Here is an 18,091-nt window from a genome sequence, read left to right as displayed (position 1 = left end):
TAATCTTTCCGACCCGGTCACTCCGTGATGTTGTTCACGTTGTTCCCTGTCGATGGAGCGGCATTATAGGGAGTTGGATTTTAATGGCAAGCGAATAAATACAGTTTTATTTCGTTTGCCGTTTTTTTATCCAAAGAACCTTATTTCTACCCTTTTGCTATAAAGGAAGGCAAAGCAGCCAGGCTTTCCAACACGGCATCTGCTGCAGTTTCACTTTCAGGAGTTACCGGCTTGCCTGTGCGAACTAAAATCTTGGTCCCCACGCCTGCAGCAGCAGCTGCCTGCATATCTTCCAGCTTATCACCCACCATATAAGAAGAAGCCATATCAATATTGAGCTCGTCTTTAGCCGTCATAAACATACCTGGCAGAGGCTTACGACAATCGCAAACCTGAGTAAACTCTTTAACGGTACCTTCGGGATGATGCGGGCAGAAGTAGATGCCATCGAGATCGACGCCTCTGTCGGCAAGCGACCAGTCCATCCACTCCGTCAGCGTCATAAACTGATCTTCGGTAAACTTGCCGCGCGCGATACCGGACTGATTGGTGACTAGTACCAATAAGAAGCCCATCTCTTTGAGTTTAAGGCATGCATCAATAACACCATCGATAAACTGGAAATCATCGATTTCATGTACATAGCCGTGATCGACATTCAAAGTGCCATCACGGTCAAGAAAGATTGCTGAAACTGGTTGTGCCACGAATTTGCTCCTGATGGCGGGTTAACGGCGTCAGTATCGCATGTTTTCAGTGCTCGTGAGAACGCTAACCTGGTTGACTTAGACGTCTAGACGCCTTAGCATCCACGACATGCTTCGGGAAAGTGCTCCCGCAGAGTTAATTTCACCACGTCACGGCAAAAAGACAGAATAAAAAATAATATGATTAAACTTTCAAACATCACCAAGGTTTTCCAGCAGGGTTCGCGCCAGATAGTCGCGCTCTCTGACGTGAGTCTTCACGTCCCTGCCGGGCAAATTTATGGCGTAATCGGCTCATCTGGTGCGGGGAAAAGTACATTAATCCGCTGCGTCAATTTGCTGGAACGTCCGACCAAAGGCCAGGTACTGGTTGATGGTCAGGATCTGATGTCCTTCTCCGAGAAAGCGCTGACCCGCGCACGTCGCCAGATTGGTATGATTTTTCAGCACTTTAATTTGCTGTCGTCACGTACAGTCTTTGGCAATGTGGCACTGCCGCTGGAGCTGGATAACCTCTCTTCTGCTGAAATCAAAAAACGTGTTTCAGAGCTGCTGAGTCTTGTAGGCCTGGAAGATAAACATGATGCTTATCCGGCCAATCTTTCCGGCGGTCAAAAACAGCGTGTGGCGATTGCACGCGCTCTGGCCAGTAATCCCAAAGTCTTGTTATGCGATGAAGCGACCAGTGCTCTTGACCCGGCGACAACACGCGCAATTCTTGAATTGCTGAAAGATATCAACCGTCGCCTTGGATTAACTATTTTGTTGATTACCCACGAGATGGATGTCGTTAAGCGCATTTGCGATCAGGTTGCGGTGATCAGCGATGGCAAATTAATCGAGCAGGATAAAGTGAGTGAGATGTTCTCACACCCTAAAACCCCGCTCGCGCAGCAGTTTATTCAGTCTACGCTGCACCTGGATGTCCCGGAAGATTACGCCGTACGTCTGGTTCCTGAACCTGAAGCCGGTCGGGTGCCTTTATTACGTCTGGAATTCACCGGTCAGTCCGTTGATGCGCCGCTGCTTTCAGAGGCCGTGCGCCGTTTCGACGTAAACAACAATATTATCAGTGCTCAGATGGATTATGCCGGCGGCGTGAAGTTCGGGATCATGCTGACAGAAATGCACGGTGCAGAAGAAAGCACTCAGGCAGCCATTCAGTTTCTGCATGAAAATCAGGTAAAAGTAGAGGTACTCGGTTATGTCTGAGCCAATGATGTGGTTAATGGGTCGGGGGATTTGGGAAACTGTCATCATGACACTGACCTCTGGCTTCTTCGGTTTCGTTCTGGGTCTGCCTTTTGGCGTGCTGCTTTACGTTACCCGTCCGGGCCAGATTGCAGAGAACAAAAACGTCTATCGCGTGATGTCTGCGCTGGTTAACATTTTCCGCTCTATACCTTTTATTATCCTGCTGGTGTGGATGATCCCGTTCACACGTCTGATCGTCGGGACTTCTATCGGTTTACAGGCGGCAATTGTCCCCCTAACCGTCGGCGCGGCGCCATTTATCGCGCGTATGGTTGAGAATGCGTTGCTGGAAATCCCAAGCGGTCTGGTTGAAGCCTCGCGCGCCATGGGCGCCACACCGATGCAAATTATCCGTAAAATCTTGTTGCCGGAGGCCTTGCCGGGTCTGGTCAACGCAGCCACTATCACGCTGATCACTCTGGTGGGCTATTCCGCTATGGGCGGTGCTGTCGGTGCTGGTGGATTAGGGCAAATCGGTTATCAGTACGGTTACATTGGTTATGACGCAACTGTAATGAATACGGTATTAGTCCTGTTAGTCGTTTTGGTGTATTTAATTCAGTTTTGCGGCGACCGCATCGTAAAAGCAGTCACGCATAAATAATGAAACAACAGCTGTAATAGCTAACCCTGCGAATAATTTTTATCCGCTTATTGAGGAAAGGACATGTCTAATAAATTTAAATCCATTGCAGTTGTCGGCGCGCTTCTGGGAACGCTGGCTTTAGTTGGTTGCGGGCCGAAAGAACAGGATCCTAACCATATTAAAGTGGGTGTAATTGTCGGTTCTGAACAGCAGGTTGCTGAAGTTGCACAGAAAGTCGCTAAAGAAAAATACGGTCTTGACGTAGAGCTGGTGACTTTCAACGACTACGTGTTGCCAAACGAAGCGCTGAGCAAAGGCGATATCGATGTTAACGCCTTCCAGCATAAACCATACCTTGACCAGCAGATTAAAGATCGTGGGTATAAACTGGTTCCGGTCGGCAACACTTTCGTCTACCCAATCGCCGGTTACTCTAAAAAAATCAAATCTATCGATGAGCTGAAAGATGGCGATCAGATTGCATTGCCAAACGACCCGACTAACCTGGGCCGCTCATTACTGCTGCTGCAAAAACAAGGTTTGATCAAACTGAAAGACGGTGTTGGCCTGTTGCCTACAGTTCTGGATGTCACTGAGAACCCTAAAAACCTGAAACTGGTTGAGCTGGAAGCGCCACAACTGCCACGTTCACTGGATGATGCGAAAATCGCACTGGCTGTAATCAACACTACTTACGCCAGCCAGATCAACCTGACACCAGAAAAAGACGGCATCTTCGTTGAAGATAAAGAATCTCCATACGTTAACCTGATCGTTGCGCGTGAAGACAACAAGGACGCAGAAAACGTGAAGAAATTCGTTCAGGCTTACCAGTCTGACGAAGTTAACGCTGCTGCGAACAAAATCTTCAACGGCGGCGCAGTGAAAGGTTGGTAATTCGCGAATGTCAGGAACTCAGTATTTATCCTGATAATTACTCTCGCAATTATTCCTTTCACAAATAAATTCAAGGCGGGCTTATGCCCGCCTTGTTATTTCCTCAATACCTTGGTTCAATAACGCCACATTCTTTCCTTTAAACATATTAAAAAAGCAGAGGACATACCATGCGTGCTTTACCTCTCTGTTTGTCGGCACTTTTGCTGGCGGGTTGTTCCCTGACTCAACACACACAGCCAACAACCACTGCACCTGTTGTTAAAGAAGAGCCAAAACCTGTCAAACCAAAACCGGCTCCGGTTCGCCCTGCCCCCGTCAAACTGTATAAAGATGCTGAAGCTCTGGTCGGAACACCTTTCCGCGACCTGGGTGAAGTTTCTGGTGAATCTTGCCAGAGCGATCAAAACGATACGCCGCCAAGCCTCGCGGCCGCGCGTAAAAGAATGCTCACCCGCGCCTCTTATATGAAAGCAAATGCGGTGCTGTTGCATCAGTGCGAGATCGTCGGCGGCGTTCCCGGCTGCTACCAGCAGGCAATTTGTCAGGGTTCGGCTTTGAATGTCACCTTTAAATGACCTCATTTTCTTTTGAGCAAATAGGGATCATTCATTCTCCCTACAAAGAGAAGTTTGCTGTTCCGCGCCAGCCGGGGTTAATTCAGGATGGCGGCGGCGAATTACATCTTCATGCGCCTTATAACCAGCCCGAGGCCGTACGTGGGCTGGAAGATTTCAGTCATTTATGGGTGATGTTCATCTTTCATCAGACGATGGACGGGGGATGGCGCCCGACGGTGCGTCCGCCGCGCCTTGGTGGCAATATCCGTACCGGCGTGTTTGCCACACGTTCAACCTTTCGCCCAAATCCTCTGGGCATGTCGCTGGTTGAACTGAAAGGCATTCGCTGTCAGGGGCAGAGTGTGATTCTGCAACTCGGCAGTCTCGACCTCGTCGATGGCACTCCCGTTGTTGATATCAAACCTTATCTGCCGTTTGCAGAAAGTCATCCTGAAGCCCGTGCTGGTTTTGCCCAACATGCGCCGCAAGCTGATATGCCCGTGGAATTTCTCCCTCAGGCAGAATCTCAACTGGCAAAAAATGCAGTAAAATATCCGCATCTGCGCCGCTTAATTACACAGATATTAGGGCAGGATCCGCGTCCTGCTTACCGCAAAGGTGAATCTGTTGAGCGGGATTACGCCGTTCGCCTGCTGGAATTTAATGTCCGCTGGCGGGTTGTGGGTTCCCTGAATCAGGTATTGTCCCTCGACGAAGACTAAATTTCCTCTGCGTCTCTTTTGGCAACACCAACTCGCTGGTAAACTAAGCCACTTTTCACGTTTTGGCTGCCACTGGCAGCCCGATTGCAATTTGCAGTGCTAACGGAACCAACACATCATGCGTACTACTCAATATCTGCTCTCTACACTGAAAGAGACGCCAGCTGACGCAGAAGTCATCAGCCACCAGCTGATGCTTCGCGCTGGTATGATCCGCAAACTGGCCTCCGGCCTGTACACCTGGCTGCCGACCGGCTTACGTGTTCTCAAAAAAGTTGAAAACATCGTACGCGAAGAAATGAACAACGCGAACGCCATTGAAGTGTCTATGCCGGTAGTTCAGCCCGCTGATTTGTGGCAGGAGAGCGGACGTTGGGAACAATACGGCCCGGAACTGCTGCGTTTCGTTGACCGTGGCGATCGTCCATTCGTTCTGGGTCCAACCCACGAAGAAGTCATTACGGATCTGATCCGCAACGAAGTCAGCTCTTACAAGCAACTGCCGCTGAATTTCTTCCAGATCCAGACCAAATTCCGTGATGAAGTTCGCCCGCGTTTTGGTGTAATGCGTTCTCGCGAATTCCTGATGAAAGATGCCTATTCGTTCCACACGACGCAGGAATCCCTTCAGGAAACTTACGACGCGATGTATGCGGCTTACAGCCAAATATTCAACCGCATGGGCCTGGATTTCCGTGCTGTGTTGGCAGATACCGGTTCTATTGGTGGCAGCGCGTCCCATGAATTCCAGGTACTCGCACAAAGCGGCGAAGATGACGTGGTGTTCTCTGACTCTTCAGATTTCGCTGCCAACATCGAATTTGCAGAAGCGCTAGCTCCGACGGCACCGCGCGCCGCCGCTACGCAGGAAATGCGTGTGGTGGAAACACCAGATGCGAAAACTATCGCTGAACTGACAGAACAGTTCCAGGTTCCGGTTGAGAAAACCGTGAAAACTCTGATGGTACACGCGACTGCTGAAAGTGGTCATAAACTGGTTGCCCTGCTGGTTCGTGGTGATCATGAACTGAACGAAATCAAAGCTGAAAAACTGCCGCAAGTTTCTGCTCCGCTGACTTTCGCAACTGAAGCTGAAATCCGTGAAATCGTTGCAGCAGGCCCAGGTTCACTCGGCCCGGTTAATCTGCCAATGCCAGTTGTTGCTGACCGCACCGTTGCCGCGATGAGCGATTTCAGCGCTGGCGCAAACATCGACGGTAAGCATTACTTTGGCATTAACTGGGATCGCGATGTTGCGCTGCCAGAAGTAGCAGATATCCGTAACGTAGTTGCCGGCGATCCAAGCCCGGACGGTCAGGGTTCTCTGGTCATCAAACGCGGTATCGAGGTTGGGCACATCTTCCAGCTGGGTACTAAATACTCAGAAGCAATGAATGCGACAGTTCAGGGCGAAGATGGCCGTAATCAGGTCATGACCATGGGTTGCTACGGCATTGGGGTAACCCGCGTGGTCGCGGCGGCTATCGAACAGAACCACGATGACCGTGGAATTATCTGGCCGGACGCTATTGCCCCGTTCCAGGTTGCGATTCTGCCAATGAACATGCACAAATCTTTCCGCGTGAAAGATGCGGCGGAAGCGTTGTACAAAGAACTGCGTTCACACGGTATCGATGTGATCCTCGACGATCGTAAAGAGCGTCCGGGTGTCATGTTTGCAGACATGGAACTGATCGGTGTTCCACACCACGTTGTGATTGGTGATCGTAATCTGGATGCTGAAGAGCTGGAATATAAAAACCGCCGCAGCGGTGAAAAACAAATGATCAAGCAAGGCGATATTGTTGAATATCTGCTGAGCCAGATCCCGCGTTAATATTTTAGCAACAAACGTTCGCCCATAAAAATGCCCGCATCGCGCGGGCATTTTTGTTTGTGTAATGCGTTAAAAGCTTAAGACCTAAGGGCAAACTTTATCGGCATCAAAGCTGATATTCTTATCCGCAACAACCGCCCGTTGCATCTGCCCCTCTTCCATTGACGGTTCTGTCATAAAATGACCGTCCATCGAGATAAAGACCAGCTGGTTCGGCGCTTTACGGGCAGCAAGATAGCCGGCTTCCAGCGTTTTATTGGCGGACATTGGGAAGATATTACCCGTTGCACAATCTTTGAAAGAGGCCGCATCGGCGCTGTATTGCATCATGCCAGTCAGCGCCATTGGCGTTTTCGGCAGGCTCTGCTGTACAGGCTTCAGCGTGTAGTTGAACGAAGAAACGATCGGCTCACCGCTGTGATCAAGCATTTCGAGATTTTCATCTTTTGGATGGAAATAGCGCTTCTCGCCACGGCTGTCAGTCAGCACCAGTTTATCTGCCGTACGCGCCCAGCGGCCGTAACTGGCAAAGCTCTGATCGCCCTCTTTGCTGCCCTTATACACTTCCTGCAAGATGTAAGTACCGTCCTGTTGTAGGAATAATGAGGTTTTTAAGCCGCTGCAATCTGCGCAAGGCAAAACGCCACTGTAACTTTGCTGCATCGCCTGAAGCGGTTTTTCATGATTGAAGGCAGCGGTGTGGCAGCCAAACAGTGACAGCGCCCCGAGCGCCAGCACTGCCGTGATAATGATTTTTTTCACAGTTTCTCCCCTACTGCTTTTTCCTTGTGCTGCGATAAAGATTGTCCTGCAACACGATTTAAGGCTGACGAATTTTGCCTCGTAATGCTTTTGTAGCACCTTTGCGCACTTTACTTTCTACGCGACGAATTTTGGACCCTTTGGTCGGCTTCGTCGCCCGGCGAGGTTTTTCCACCACCATCGCCTGCGAAATCAATGTACTCAGCCGGGCTACAGCGGCTTCGCGGTTCTGCTCCTGACTCCGGTATTCCTGGGCTTTAATGATCACCCAGCCGTCGGCAGTAATAGAATGGTGATTGAATGCCAGTAACCGCTCTTTGTAATATTCTGGCAAACTTGACGCTTTAATATCAAAGCGTAAATGGATTGCCGTTGATGTTTTATTGACGTTCTGACCACCATTTCCCTGCGCGCGGATCGCCGTTAATTCAATTTCGCTGTCAGGGATTTCCAATTTTCCGGAAAGGATTAGCACACTGATTACCTTCCGTCATTTCCGGCAAACTCTTTCCATTCAGAAAAATGAATTTCCAAATTACTCTGAGCATCGGAAAGCCAAATAGTTCCGTCCTGTAAAGTTGCCTGTAAATCCATGGTGCGGCTGCCAAAAGCGGTCAGCTGATTCAGAAGCTCATCTTCTAAATATCGAATGCGAAGGTTGTTAAAACCTCTTACTTTTCCTTCGATCTGTGACCACCAGACTTTTGCCGCTCTCTCACCATAAGCGTAAAGCACGACTTCGCGCGATTGGTTACAGGCCTTTTTCAGACGCTTCTCATCAGGCAACCCTAATTCAACCCATAATTCGATGCCGTTATGATCGTTTTTACGCCAGATTTCAGGTTCATCATCCGCACTTAATCCGCGGGTAAAAGTCAGGCGTTCATCTGCATGGTAAATCCATGCCAGCAGACGCAGCATCATTCGTTGTTCTGTTTCTGAGGGATGCTGAGCCAAAGTCAGGTTGGCGTCATGAAAGAAATTACGATCCATATCAGCAATATTGATTGCTGCTTTATAAATTGTTGCTTTTAGCGCCATGGGAAACCTCTTGATATCAGACGCACAGTGTACTTGAAAGCGTCCTGCCTAAACCAGTTTTCCCCCGATGGACCTCCTGAATAAAGGCTGTACGCAAACGATTTACCTTTACAGGCCTGCTAATAACTCACACTCTCCTGTGCTATAGTCGTTAAATACTGAGAGTTTATCTTTCTGCGCTTTCCTCAGAGGGATACGCTTTTTAGGGAGAACTTATGCAACAATACTGTGAGTTGGTACGCCGTAAATATTCTGAAATCGCCAGTGGCGATCTCGGATATGTGCCCGATGCGTTGGGTTGTGTATTGAAAGCATTGGACGAAGTGGCAGCGAATGCTGAGCTTCCGTCTTCCGTTAGGGACCAGGCGGCCTACGCCGCCGCTAACTTATTGGTGAGCGATTATGTCGATGAATGATGAGTACCAACCCATCAATTGTGATGACTACGATAATCTCGAGCTCGCCTGCCAGCATCACCTGGTTTTGACGCTGAAGCTGCGTAGCGGAGAAGTCGTTGAGGCAAAAGCCAAAGATTTGTTAATGCGTAAGAAAGTGGAGTATCTGGTGGTCGAGGCCAGCGGAGAACAACGCGATCTGCGGCTTGACCATATTGAAAGCTTTAGTCATCCGGAAATTGGCACGGTGGTCGTGAGCGCAGAATAAGCGAAAACCTCCGTCACTATGACTAACGGGCAATCTCAGGGTTGCCCGTTTGCATTTCTGCAACCGCCCCAGTTACTATTTAAGTGGCGTCAGACTGGCATAGTAGGCTGCCAGATCACTGATATCCTGCTCAGACAGTGATGATGTAAATGCCTGCATGACACCCGCCTGCCCGCCGCTGCGTTCTCCTTTCTGATAAGCACGCAGCGCCAGTGCAAGATAGTCCTCATTTTGCCCGGCCAGATTAGGATAAATAGCATTAACCGCTTTTCCCTTTGCGCCGTGGCATGCTGCACAGCTTGCCGATTTAGACTGACCATCAGCACTGTTTCCCTGAGCCAGAACCGGTGAACTCAGCAATATCAGCGGCAATAACCCTGCCATTACCCGCAACAAAACTCTCAGCATTTCAACTCCCAAAAATTAACTGCTTTCTATTTTATTGAGCAACGGACCATAACAGCCGCCATTGCCCTTCATTATTTTCAGCCCGTGCCTGACGGGTGATAAACCAGCCAGGTGCAGCAATAAGCTGTTCATTGTAATAAACCAGCGGAATGCGATCCCGTTGCCACGGCGGCACACCTAACTCAGACCACAACTTTTTCGCCTGACGGGCACGATCGCGCCCAACCTTTTCAATCATCCCGGAAGCATGGAAGCGAACGGTGATCGTTTCCCCCGGGCGCGGTTGACGGATGACACAGTTTTCATCACCCGCATCACGAATTGCAGAAACTGATAAAAAACCCAGAGCGTCAGGCAACAGAAGTTTGTCAGCAGGATCCCAGCTGATGATCTGATCTTTGAGGGATGAATATTGGGGCAACAGATACAGACGCTGGCGAAAACGTCGCACAACAAAACTCCCAAGCTGAAGCTGCGCCTTTGCATCTTCACGGCTCAACGCCACTTCATCCCAAATTCTCTGGAGCTGTTCGCGGGATGGCATTTTTGCTTCATGGCCAGCCAGCCAGCGGCGCAGCAGCGCAGAACGTCTTGCCGCGGAGAAACTCTCCATGCCCCCAACAGATAAACTCCCCTGTTCATCTGTTAACGCAGTCAGGGACTCACTGAGTAATTCATCAAGCAGGGATTCCTGTTCCGCGCACAACGAAGCACTGCGGGCGGTGGATTGCGCAAAGTGTGGCCAGCGCGCATAGAGCGAAGGGAGAATATCGAGTCGCAAAAAATTACGATCGAAACGGGCATCACGATTGCTGTCATCCTCGATCCACGTCAGCTGGTGTTGATCTGCGTATTCCTCAAGCTGATCACGGCTGAGATCGAGCAACGGCCGCATCAGCCGATAACCAAGACCTATGCTGTCCGCGCTCATCGCCGACAAACCCGCAGGGCCACTACCGCGTTTGAGCGCCAGCAAAAACGTTTCACACTGATCGTTAAGATGTTGCGCTGTCAGTAAGACTTCGCCTTCTTCCAGCTGTGTTGAAAATGCCTGATAACGCGCAGCTCTTGCTGCCGCTTCAATCCCGCCATCCCGGGCATTGACCTGGACCCTGATGGCGGCCAGCACGATATTCCGCTGCTGGCAGAAATCATGGCAATGCGCTGCCCACTCATCCGCAAACTGACTGAGTCCGTGATGCACATGCAGCGCCCGCAACTGTATGTCCGGGATCTGGTCGTCCCGCAACTGTGCAAGACCAGCCAGCAAAACGGTTGAATCCAGACCACCGCTAAATGCCACGCAAAGTTTTCGCGCAGACCCAATTTTGCTGCGCAGATGTTCAGTCAGAAACAGTGCTGACGGATGAGGATTCATGAGATTACCGGGATTCGTAAAGCTCTAACGGCAGGCCGTCGGGATCTGTGAAAAAAGTAAACTGTTTGCCGGTATAAGGGTCTGTTCTCACCGGTTCGCAAATGACACCGGCTGCGTTCAGCACACTGACGGACTGCCCGATATCTTCAACGCTGAACGCCAGGTGGCGCAAACCGCAGGATTCAGGCCGGCTTGGACGGGCAGGCGGATTCGGGAAGCTGAATAACTCAATCGTATACTGGCCGTTGAGTGCCAGATCGGCTTTCCAGGAATCACGTTCTTCGCGGTAAAACTCGCCAAGTAAGGTAAACCCAAGAATATCGCAATAGAAATGTTTACTGGCCTGATAATCAGAACCAATGACCGCGATGTGATGAATCTGGCGAAGATTAAGCATGATGATTTCCTGTTAATTCCTGCTGTGCACGTTACTCAGGGTGTTTGCAGACGTCAATAAAAAGCCCTCACAAAGAGGGCGGTTTGTTAACCCGCTTCCGGCTGTTTTAAAACTTTTACCAGATAGCGACCGTCTTCTGTGAGACGGGTTCCATGAATATCCGTTTCAAATCCCGGATAACGTTCACCGATAGAACACAGCATGATCAGAAAATCGAGAACGGCGCGGCTCTCTTGCGTAATCATCTCACCAGGCATCACCACGGGAACACCCGGTGGATACGGCAGAATCATATTAGCGGACACTTTGCCAATAAGTTCGTCAATGTCGCACTCATCGATATGCCCGCGCACCTGATGCTGGAACATTTCGTACGGCGTCATTTTCATTTCCGGCAACACATCAAAAGCCTCAATCATCAGACGCGGAAGATCATGGCGGACAATCAGCTTGTGGATCCCCTGAGCCAGATCCTGAATGCGCATATTACGGTAGAAATCCGGATCTTCGGCAAAAAGGTCCGGAAGCATATTTTTGACCCGAAGATTAAGATCATAGCTGCGTTTAAAATCGGTCAGCCCGCGCATCAGGCTCATGGATTTGGTTTTATCAATGCCAATGCTGAACAGGAAAAGCAGATTATACGGGCCCGTTTTTTCCACTACCACGCCGCGCTCATCAAGGAATTTCGCCACCAGCGCTGCCGGGATCCCCTCTTCTTCGAGTTTGCCCATTTCATTCATACCCGGCGTCAGGATCGTCACTTTGATCGGATCCAGATACATATGATCGGTATCCGCATCAGCAAAACCATGCCAGTTCTGATCAGGATTCAGCGGCCAGCACTCTGCTTCATCAATATGCTCAGGTTGCCAGATATCGAAGAACCAGCCATCAGTTTCCTCACGCAGCCGTTGTATCTCTTTACGGAAATGCAGCGCACGTTCCACAGAACGGTTGATGAGCCGCCGTCCGGGATTTCCGCGCAACATAGCCGCCGCAGTTTCTGCCGACGCCACAATGCCGTAGTTCGGCGATGTAGTGGTGTGCATCATGTAGGCTTCATTAAAGGTGCTTTCGTTATAGTCGCCTTTAATGTGAATCATGGAAGCCTGTGAGAAAGCCGCCAGCAATTTATGCGTCGACTGCGTTTCATAAATCACTTTGCCGGGAACCCGCTCGCCGCTCATTCCACTTTTTCCATCATAAATCGGATGGAAATTGGTGTAAGGCACCCATGCGGAATCAAAGTGAATCGACGGTACATCTAGCGTACTTTTGATGTAGTCCGTGTTGTAAAGCAGGCCATCGTAGGTGGAATTGGTGATCACCGCATGCACGGGCCAGGTGGCATTTTCGGTCTGCGCGATCTTCTCTTCAATGCTTTCACGTGTGAATTCCCGTTGCGGGATCCCGCCGAGAATACCGTAGGCATTGCGGTTCGGACGCAAATACACCGGCACGATGTTGGTCATCATCATCAGATGTGCCAGAGATTTGTGGCAGTTTCTATCTATCAGCACAGTGCTGCCCGCAGGCGCGGCGTACATCCCGACAATTTTGTTTGCCGTGGATGTGCCATTGGTAACGATATAGCTTTGCTCCGCCCCGAACGTTCGCGCGATGTATTCCTCTGCCTCTAAATGCGGGCCGGTATGGTCGAGCAGGGAACCGAGTTCCGTCACCGAAATCGACACATCCGCTTTCAGGGTCTTAGCCCCGAAAAAGTCATAAAAAAGCGTCCCAACCGGGCTTTTCAGAAAGGCCGTACCGGCCATGTGTCCGGGCGTACAAAAGGTATATTTCCCTTCTTCCACATAGGTAAATAACGCTTTGGTCAGCGGCGGCGTGATGGTATCGATATATTCATCGGTGTACTGACGGATACGCCTGGCAATATCATCGGCAGCAGCCAGAGCATACTCGAAGAAATACAAGACCATACGCATCTCATTAACATCAACGTCCAGCGTAGAGTGCGTATTGATGAACGCGTAAAGCGGCAGGTATTCATTCAGTTCATTGATTTCCGTGCACAGTTCTTCACTGTGCTGGTCCCAGTCGAAGATCGCCCCGCAGATACGGGCATTATTTTCGATGAGTTTCAGTAAGTCAGCACGATCGCGCGGGTAAATAATCTGGAATCCGAGAAGCGTCAGCGCACTATCCAGTTCACGGATTGGCTCATCTTTATAGTAGGCCCCTTCCGGGCGCATGATAGCGATAATATTCATCTGACAAATCCTTCTGTTGTATATCTCTCAGGTATTTATAGAAACACGGTTAACGGACGCTGTGTACCCTTTAACACCGGGTTTCGACCAAAAAGAGGGAATTTAAGAATGCAGGAAAATCTGAGAGGGAAAAACGGACAATAAAAAAGGCTATGCCGGAGCATAGCCTTTCGCAATACATTGCTGATATCAGCAGTAACCGTAAGTCATCAGACGCTGATAACGACGGTTGCGTAGTTCTTCAGTGCTCAGAACATCCAGATCGCTCAGGTCAGCTTCCAGTTGTGCACGCAGAGAAGCGGCCATTGCCTCAACGTTACGATGCGCACCACCCAGAGGTTCCGGGATCACGGAGTCGATCAGTTTCAGCTCTTTCAGACGCGGGGCAATAATCCCCATCGCTTCGGCAGCCAGAGGCGCTTTATCTGCGCTTTTCCACAGAATCGACGCACAACCTTCCGGTGAAATTACCGAGTAGGTGCTGTATTGCAGCATGTTAACTTTGTCACCCACGCCGATTGCCAGAGCACCACCGGAACCACCTTCACCAATAACGGTGCAGATAACCGGGACGTTCAGGCGCGACATTTCGCGCAGGTTGCGGGCGATCGCTTCAGACTGGCCACGTTCTTCCGCACCCACACCAGGGTATGCACCCGGGGTGTCGATGAAGGTGATGATTGGCAGTTTGAAACGTTCGGCCATTTCCATCAGGCGTAACGCTTTGCGATACCCTTCAGGTGCAGGCATACCGAAGTTACGACGAATTTTCTCTTTGGTTTCACGGCCTTTCTGATGACCAATGATCATCACAGCACGTTCGCCCAGACGAGCAATACCGCCAACGATAGCTTTATCGTCTGCGAATGCACGGTCACCCGCCAGTTCATCAAAATCGGTGAAGATATGTTTGATGTAATCCAGGGTATAAGGGCGACGAGGATGGCGCGCCAGTTGGGCAATCTGCCAGGCGCCCAGATCAGAGAAAATCTTACGGGTCAGTTCAACGCTTTTCTCGCGCAAGCGTGCAACTTCTTCGTCCAGATTAATATCTAATTTTTCGTCTTGACGGCTGACTGCAGTCAGCGAGTCAATTTTCGCTTCCAGTTCCGCAATCGGCTGTTCAAAATCAAGAAAATTCAGACTCATAGCATTCCTATTTTAGTCAAATTCCAGTTCCACCTGCTCACTACCGACCAGGCCTCGCAAATCCAGCAACAGTTTGTCCGTTGGCGTTACACGCCATGACGCCCCGAATCGCAGCCGGGCTCTTGCATTTTCTCGTTGGTAATACAGATGCACTGGTATCGTCCCCGATCGGTGAGGTTCCAACGATTGGCGGAGACGGTTCAAAAGCTGGTCATCAATTTGCCTGTCAGTCAGCGAGATAGCAAGACCGCGAGCATATTTTTCCCGTGCTTCACTGATGTCCATTACATCGCGGGCCATCATTTTAAGCCCGCCACTGAAGTCATCAAAGCTGACCTGTCCTGTGGCGATAAGGATACGGTCTTTTTCCAATAAATGCTGGAATTTTTCCAACGCTTCGGTGAACAACATCACTTCGAGACGACCGGAACGATCGTCAAGCGTACAGATCCCAATGCGGTTACCGCGTTTGGTGACCATGACGCGAGCAGCGAGAACCAGCCCCACTGCGACGGTCATTTTGCCCCGTTCCGTCGGGTGCATATCTTTCAAACGCTGGCCGCCGCCATAACGTTCAATCTCTTTCAGATACTGAGTAATCGGATGCCCGGTCAGATACAAGCCGAGCGTTTCCCGCTCACCGTCGAGCACCGTTTGTTCCGGCCACGGCATCACGTTTGAGTAAGATTTCTCAACCTGTTCAGGCGCTTCGGCCAGAACACCAAACATATCTACCTGACCAATGGCCTCCGCTTTCGCGTGCTGATCGGCCGCTTTCAGCGCGTCACTGAGAGAACTCATCAGAGCGGCGCGATGCGGCCCAAGCCGGTCAAAAGCGCCTGACATAATCAGTTTTTCTAGAATGCGTTTGTTCAGCTTTTTGACGTCGGCACGCGCGCACAAATCAAACAACTCTTTGAAATAGCCGCCTTCATTACGTGCTTCAATAATCGCTTCAATCGGGCCTTCACCCACGCCTTTTATCGCGCCGATACCGTAAACGATTTCACCTTCGTCGTTGACGTGGAAGTGATACAGACCGCTGTTGATGTCCGGCGGCAGGATTTTCAGGCCCATACGCCAGCATTCATCCACAAGCCCGACAACTTTCTCGGTGTTATCCATATCCGCGGTCATTACCGCCGCCATGAATTCGGCCGGATAGTGTGCTTTCAGCCACAACGTCTGGTACGACACTAAAGCGTAGGCAGCTGAGTGAGATTTGTTAAAACCGTAACCTGCAAATTTCTCTACCAGGTCAAAGATTTTAATCGCCAGTTCGCCGTCAACGCCGCGTGATTTGGCGCCATCTTCGAAGCCGCCGCGCTGTTTAGCCATTTCGACCGGGTTTTTCTTACCCATTGCGCGACGTAACATATCTGCGCCGCCCAGCGAATAACCCGCCAGGACCTGAGCAATCTGCATAACCTGTTCCTGGTACAAAATGATGCCGTAGGTCGGCTCCAGTACCGGTTTCAGGGACTCATGCTGCCACTGGATGTCTGGGTAAGAAATCTCTTCACGCCCGTGTTTACGGTCGATGAAGTTATCTACCATCCCCGACTGTAACGGCCCCGGGCGGAACAGCGCCACCAGTGCGATCATATCTTCAAAGCTGTCGGGTTTGAGGCGTTTGATCAAATCTTTCATGCCGCGGGATTCAAGCTGGAAAACCGCTGTGGTTTCCGAGCGTTGCAGCATGTCGAAACTTTTCTTGTCATCAAGCGGGATCGCAGCGATATCCAGCGGTGCTTCCCCCGCTTTGGCACGGCGCGCGTTGATCATTTCCAGCGCCCAGTCGATGATTGTCAGCGTACGCAGGCCCAGAAAGTCGAACTTCACCAGCCCGGCATATTCCACGTCGTTTTTATCGAACTGTGTAACCGGATGATTACCTTCGGCGTCGCAATAGAGCGGCGCAAAGTCGGTAATTTTCGTCGGCGCGATAACCACACCACCGGCGTGCTTACCGGCATTTCGTGTAACGCCTTCCAGCTGACGCGCCATGTCGATAAGCGACTTAACTTCTTCATCCGCCTCATAAATCTCAGGCAACTGAGGTTCAGCGGCAAACGCTTTTTCCAGCGTCATACCCGGATCCGGCGGAACTAATTTCGAAATGCGATCGACGAAACCGTAGGGATGACCCAGCACGCGACCCACGTCACGGATAACCGCTTTCGCCGCCATCGTACCAAAAGTAATGATCTGCGAAACCGCTTCACGACCGTACATTTCCGCGACGTGATCGATAACCCTGTCGCGTTTTTCCATGCAAAAGTCGACGTCAAAGTCGGGCATGGAAACACGTTCAGGGTTAAGGAAACGTTCGAACAGAAGATCGAATTCAAGGGGATCCAGATCCGTGATTTTCAGCGCATAGGCAACCAGTGAACCTGCACCGGAACCTCGTCCAGGCCCGACCGGCACGCTGTTATCTTTCGACCACTGGATGAACTCCATAACGATCAGGAAGTAGCCCGGGAAGCCCATCTGGTTGATAACTTTGAGTTCGATATCCAGACGCTCGTCATATTCAGGGCGACGTTGCGCGCGGACTTCAGGATCCGGGAATAAAAACTCCAGGCGTTCTTCCAGTCCGATTTTTGATTTTTCGACCAGAAAATCAGCCGTAGTCATTTCGCCCGTCGGGAATTGCGGCAGGAAATACTCGCCCAGACGAATCGTGACATTACAGCGCTTGGCGATTTCCACGCTGTTTTGCAGCGCTTCCGGGATATCTTCGAAAAGCTCGCACATTTCATCTTCACTGCGCATGTACTGCTGTGCGGTGTAGTTTCGCGGGCGTTTCGGGTCATCAAGCGTAAAGCCATCATGAATTGCTACTCGGATCTCATGGGCATCAAAGTCCGTCGGAACCATAAAACGCACGTCGTTGGTGGCCACAACGGGCAAACCGCGCTCCGTCGCCAGCGCCACGGCGGCATGCAGATAGTTTTCTTCCTCTGCGCGGCCAGTGCGGATCAGTTCGAGATAATAACGATCGGGAAAATATTGCTGATAAAACTCCAGGCATTGCTCAACCTGCGGGTCATTTCCGCGGATCATGAACTTGCCGACATCGCCCATTTTTGCGCCAGAAAGCAGGATCAGCCCTTCATTCAGCTCTGCCAGCCACTCGCGGTCAACAATCGGGCCCGCCGCGCCATAGCCGCGCTGATAAGCACGGGAAATGAGCAGGGTCAGGTTCTGATAACCCTGATTGTTCATCGCCAGTACAGTCAGCTGCGCGAGTTCATCGCCGAGGATTTCACTTTGAACATTCAGGTCTGCACCGATAATCGGCTTAACGCCCGCGCCGTGCGCCGCACCGTAAAATTTCACCAGCCCGCACAGGTTGGTGAAGTCGGTGATAGCCAGAGCAGGCATGCCGAGTGACGCTGCGCATTTCACCAGCGGACCCACTTTCGCGAGGCCATCCACCATGGAATAGTCGCTATGTACGCGCAGATGAATAAAACGAGGTTCGGCCATA

General features: G+C 50.7%; 18 protein-coding genes. 8 read left to right on the top strand and 10 right to left on the bottom strand.

From position 1 onward, the window contains the following. Nucleotides 1–146: 146 nt before the first annotated feature. Nucleotides 147–707: a D-glycero-beta-D-manno-heptose 1,7-bisphosphate 7-phosphatase gene (gene gmhB, locus ACLBVC_RS17375; RefSeq protein WP_410150660.1), complete on the bottom strand. Its 561-nt coding sequence runs from the start codon at nucleotides 705–707 to the stop codon at nucleotides 147–149. Between the two features lie 180 nt (nucleotides 708–887). On the opposite strand from gmhB, the gene metN reads away from it, so the two are divergent. From metN to proS, 6 genes are all read left to right on the top strand, one after another. After that, the gene (gene metN / locus ACLBVC_RS17370; protein WP_195815777.1) at nucleotides 888–1,919 is read left to right on the top strand and encodes a methionine ABC transporter ATP-binding protein MetN; all 1,032 of its coding nucleotides are present in this window, start codon (nucleotides 888–890) and stop codon (nucleotides 1,917–1,919) included. Then, the gene (locus tag ACLBVC_RS17365; RefSeq protein WP_104924647.1) at nucleotides 1,912–2,565 is read left to right on the top strand and encodes a methionine ABC transporter permease MetI; all 654 of its coding nucleotides are present in this window, start codon (nucleotides 1,912–1,914) and stop codon (nucleotides 2,563–2,565) included. The genes metN and ACLBVC_RS17365 overlap by 8 nt, the downstream gene beginning before the upstream one ends. A gap of 63 nt (nucleotides 2,566–2,628) precedes the next feature. Then, complete coding sequence (locus ACLBVC_RS17360) at nucleotides 2,629–3,444, top strand: MetQ/NlpA family lipoprotein (protein ID WP_410150659.1); 816 nt, start codon at nucleotides 2,629–2,631, stop codon at nucleotides 3,442–3,444. Nucleotides 3,445–3,614: 170 nt separating this feature from the next. Next, entirely contained in the window at nucleotides 3,615–4,022 is a 408-nt protein-coding gene (gene rcsF / locus ACLBVC_RS17355) for an Rcs stress response system protein RcsF (protein WP_195815775.1), read from the top strand. After that, nucleotides 4,019–4,726: a tRNA (N6-threonylcarbamoyladenosine(37)-N6)-methyltransferase TrmO gene (gene tsaA / locus ACLBVC_RS17350; protein WP_410150658.1), complete on the top strand. Its 708-nt coding sequence runs from the start codon at nucleotides 4,019–4,021 to the stop codon at nucleotides 4,724–4,726. The genes rcsF and tsaA overlap by 4 nt, the downstream gene beginning before the upstream one ends. A gap of 118 nt (nucleotides 4,727–4,844) precedes the next feature. Next, nucleotides 4,845–6,563 (top strand): proline--tRNA ligase, encoded by a 1,719-nt coding sequence (proS, locus tag ACLBVC_RS17345; protein ID WP_410150657.1) that lies wholly within the window; start codon nucleotides 4,845–4,847, stop codon nucleotides 6,561–6,563. A gap of 84 nt (nucleotides 6,564–6,647) precedes the next feature. Here the strand turns inward: proS and nlpE are convergent, their stop codons facing one another. Genes nlpE through ACLBVC_RS17330 form a run of 3 tightly spaced genes read right to left on the bottom strand, consistent with a single transcriptional unit; the run spans nucleotide 6,648 to nucleotide 8,366 of the window. Further along, nucleotides 6,648–7,325, bottom strand: a complete 678-nt coding sequence (gene nlpE, locus ACLBVC_RS17340; RefSeq protein WP_410150656.1) for an envelope stress response activation lipoprotein NlpE — start codon at nucleotides 7,323–7,325, stop codon at nucleotides 6,648–6,650. A gap of 58 nt (nucleotides 7,326–7,383) precedes the next feature. Beyond that, nucleotides 7,384–7,800, bottom strand: a complete 417-nt coding sequence (gene arfB / locus ACLBVC_RS17335; RefSeq protein WP_165061789.1) for an alternative ribosome rescue aminoacyl-tRNA hydrolase ArfB — start codon at nucleotides 7,798–7,800, stop codon at nucleotides 7,384–7,386. Nucleotides 7,801–7,805: 5 nt separating this feature from the next. Continuing rightward, nucleotides 7,806–8,366: a YaeQ family protein gene (locus tag ACLBVC_RS17330; RefSeq protein WP_410150655.1), complete on the bottom strand. Its 561-nt coding sequence runs from the start codon at nucleotides 8,364–8,366 to the stop codon at nucleotides 7,806–7,808. A 215-nt stretch (nucleotides 8,367–8,581) separates the two neighbouring features. Between ACLBVC_RS17330 and ACLBVC_RS17325 the strand changes: the two genes are divergently transcribed. Together ACLBVC_RS17325 and rof are read left to right on the top strand one after the other, a co-directional pair. Next, on the top strand, nucleotides 8,582–8,782 hold the full coding sequence (locus ACLBVC_RS17325) for a YaeP family protein (protein WP_015696108.1): 201 nt from the start codon (nucleotides 8,582–8,584) through the stop codon (nucleotides 8,780–8,782). Beyond that, on the top strand, nucleotides 8,769–9,029 hold the full coding sequence (gene rof, locus ACLBVC_RS17320; protein ID WP_101079200.1) for a Rho-binding antiterminator: 261 nt from the start codon (nucleotides 8,769–8,771) through the stop codon (nucleotides 9,027–9,029). Before ACLBVC_RS17325 ends, rof begins: the two co-directional genes overlap by 14 nt. Before the next feature lie 75 nt (nucleotides 9,030–9,104). Here the strand turns inward: rof and ACLBVC_RS17315 are convergent, their stop codons facing one another. The 6 genes from ACLBVC_RS17315 to dnaE form a co-directional block, all read right to left on the bottom strand. After that, entirely contained in the window at nucleotides 9,105–9,437 is a 333-nt protein-coding gene (locus tag ACLBVC_RS17315) for a c-type cytochrome (protein WP_410150654.1), read from the bottom strand. A 31-nt stretch (nucleotides 9,438–9,468) separates the two neighbouring features. Then, nucleotides 9,469–10,815 carry a tRNA lysidine(34) synthetase TilS gene (gene tilS / locus ACLBVC_RS17310; protein WP_410150653.1) on the bottom strand — a complete coding sequence of 449 codons (1,347 nt, stop codon included), beginning with the start codon at nucleotides 10,813–10,815 and terminating at the stop codon, nucleotides 9,469–9,471. A 4-nt stretch (nucleotides 10,816–10,819) separates the two neighbouring features. Beyond that, nucleotides 10,820–11,212, bottom strand: a complete 393-nt coding sequence (locus ACLBVC_RS17305) for a VOC family protein (protein WP_410150652.1) — start codon at nucleotides 11,210–11,212, stop codon at nucleotides 10,820–10,822. An 86-nt stretch (nucleotides 11,213–11,298) separates the two neighbouring features. Continuing rightward, nucleotides 11,299–13,446 (bottom strand): lysine decarboxylase LdcC, encoded by a 2,148-nt coding sequence (locus ACLBVC_RS17300; protein ID WP_410150651.1) that lies wholly within the window; start codon nucleotides 13,444–13,446, stop codon nucleotides 11,299–11,301. Between the two features lie 189 nt (nucleotides 13,447–13,635). Continuing rightward, nucleotides 13,636–14,595: an acetyl-CoA carboxylase carboxyl transferase subunit alpha gene (gene accA, locus ACLBVC_RS17295; protein ID WP_013574209.1), complete on the bottom strand. Its 960-nt coding sequence runs from the start codon at nucleotides 14,593–14,595 to the stop codon at nucleotides 13,636–13,638. A 12-nt stretch (nucleotides 14,596–14,607) separates the two neighbouring features. Further along, nucleotides 14,608–18,090, bottom strand: coding sequence for a DNA polymerase III subunit alpha (gene dnaE, locus ACLBVC_RS17290; protein ID WP_410150650.1), 3,483 nt, complete (start codon nucleotides 18,088–18,090; stop codon nucleotides 14,608–14,610). Nucleotide 18,091: the final 1 nt, after the last annotated feature.

Source organism: Rahnella selenatireducens (assembly GCF_046449555.1).
Taxonomy (GTDB): domain Bacteria; phylum Pseudomonadota; class Gammaproteobacteria; order Enterobacterales; family Enterobacteriaceae; genus Rahnella; species Rahnella selenatireducens.
The sequence above is the reverse complement of the archived record's forward strand: the minus strand, read 5'-3'. Positions and strand labels throughout refer to the sequence as shown.

Bases quoted from the DNA above. Each gene is read 5' to 3' on its own strand.
- ACLBVC_RS17360 (WP_410150659.1), top strand. From the start codon at position 2,629: ATGTCTAATAAATTTAAATCCATTGCAGTTGTCGGCGCGCTTCTGGGA.
- tilS (WP_410150653.1), bottom strand. From the start codon at position 10,815: ATGAATCCTCATCCGTCAGCACTGTTTCTGACTGAACATCTGCGCAGC.
- ACLBVC_RS17315 (WP_410150654.1), bottom strand. From the start codon at position 9,437: ATGCTGAGAGTTTTGTTGCGGGTAATGGCAGGGTTATTGCCGCTGATA.
- tsaA (WP_410150658.1), top strand. From the start codon at position 4,019: ATGACCTCATTTTCTTTTGAGCAAATAGGGATCATTCATTCTCCCTAC.
- ACLBVC_RS17305 (WP_410150652.1), bottom strand. From the start codon at position 11,212: ATGCTTAATCTTCGCCAGATTCATCACATCGCGGTCATTGGTTCTGAT.
- rcsF (WP_195815775.1), top strand. From the start codon at position 3,615: ATGCGTGCTTTACCTCTCTGTTTGTCGGCACTTTTGCTGGCGGGTTGT.
- ACLBVC_RS17330 (WP_410150655.1), bottom strand. From the start codon at position 8,366: ATGGCGCTAAAAGCAACAATTTATAAAGCAGCAATCAATATTGCTGAT.
- ACLBVC_RS17300 (WP_410150651.1), bottom strand. From the start codon at position 13,446: ATGAATATTATCGCTATCATGCGCCCGGAAGGGGCCTACTATAAAGAT.
- accA (WP_013574209.1), bottom strand. From the start codon at position 14,595: ATGAGTCTGAATTTTCTTGATTTTGAACAGCCGATTGCGGAACTGGAA.
- metN (WP_195815777.1), top strand. From the start codon at position 888: ATGATTAAACTTTCAAACATCACCAAGGTTTTCCAGCAGGGTTCGCGC.
- proS (WP_410150657.1), top strand. From the start codon at position 4,845: ATGCGTACTACTCAATATCTGCTCTCTACACTGAAAGAGACGCCAGCT.
- ACLBVC_RS17365 (WP_104924647.1), top strand. From the start codon at position 1,912: ATGTCTGAGCCAATGATGTGGTTAATGGGTCGGGGGATTTGGGAAACT.
- dnaE (WP_410150650.1), bottom strand. From the start codon at position 18,090: ATGGCCGAACCTCGTTTTATTCATCTGCGCGTACATAGCGACTATTCC.
- rof (WP_101079200.1), top strand. From the start codon at position 8,769: ATGTCGATGAATGATGAGTACCAACCCATCAATTGTGATGACTACGAT.
- ACLBVC_RS17325 (WP_015696108.1), top strand. From the start codon at position 8,582: ATGCAACAATACTGTGAGTTGGTACGCCGTAAATATTCTGAAATCGCC.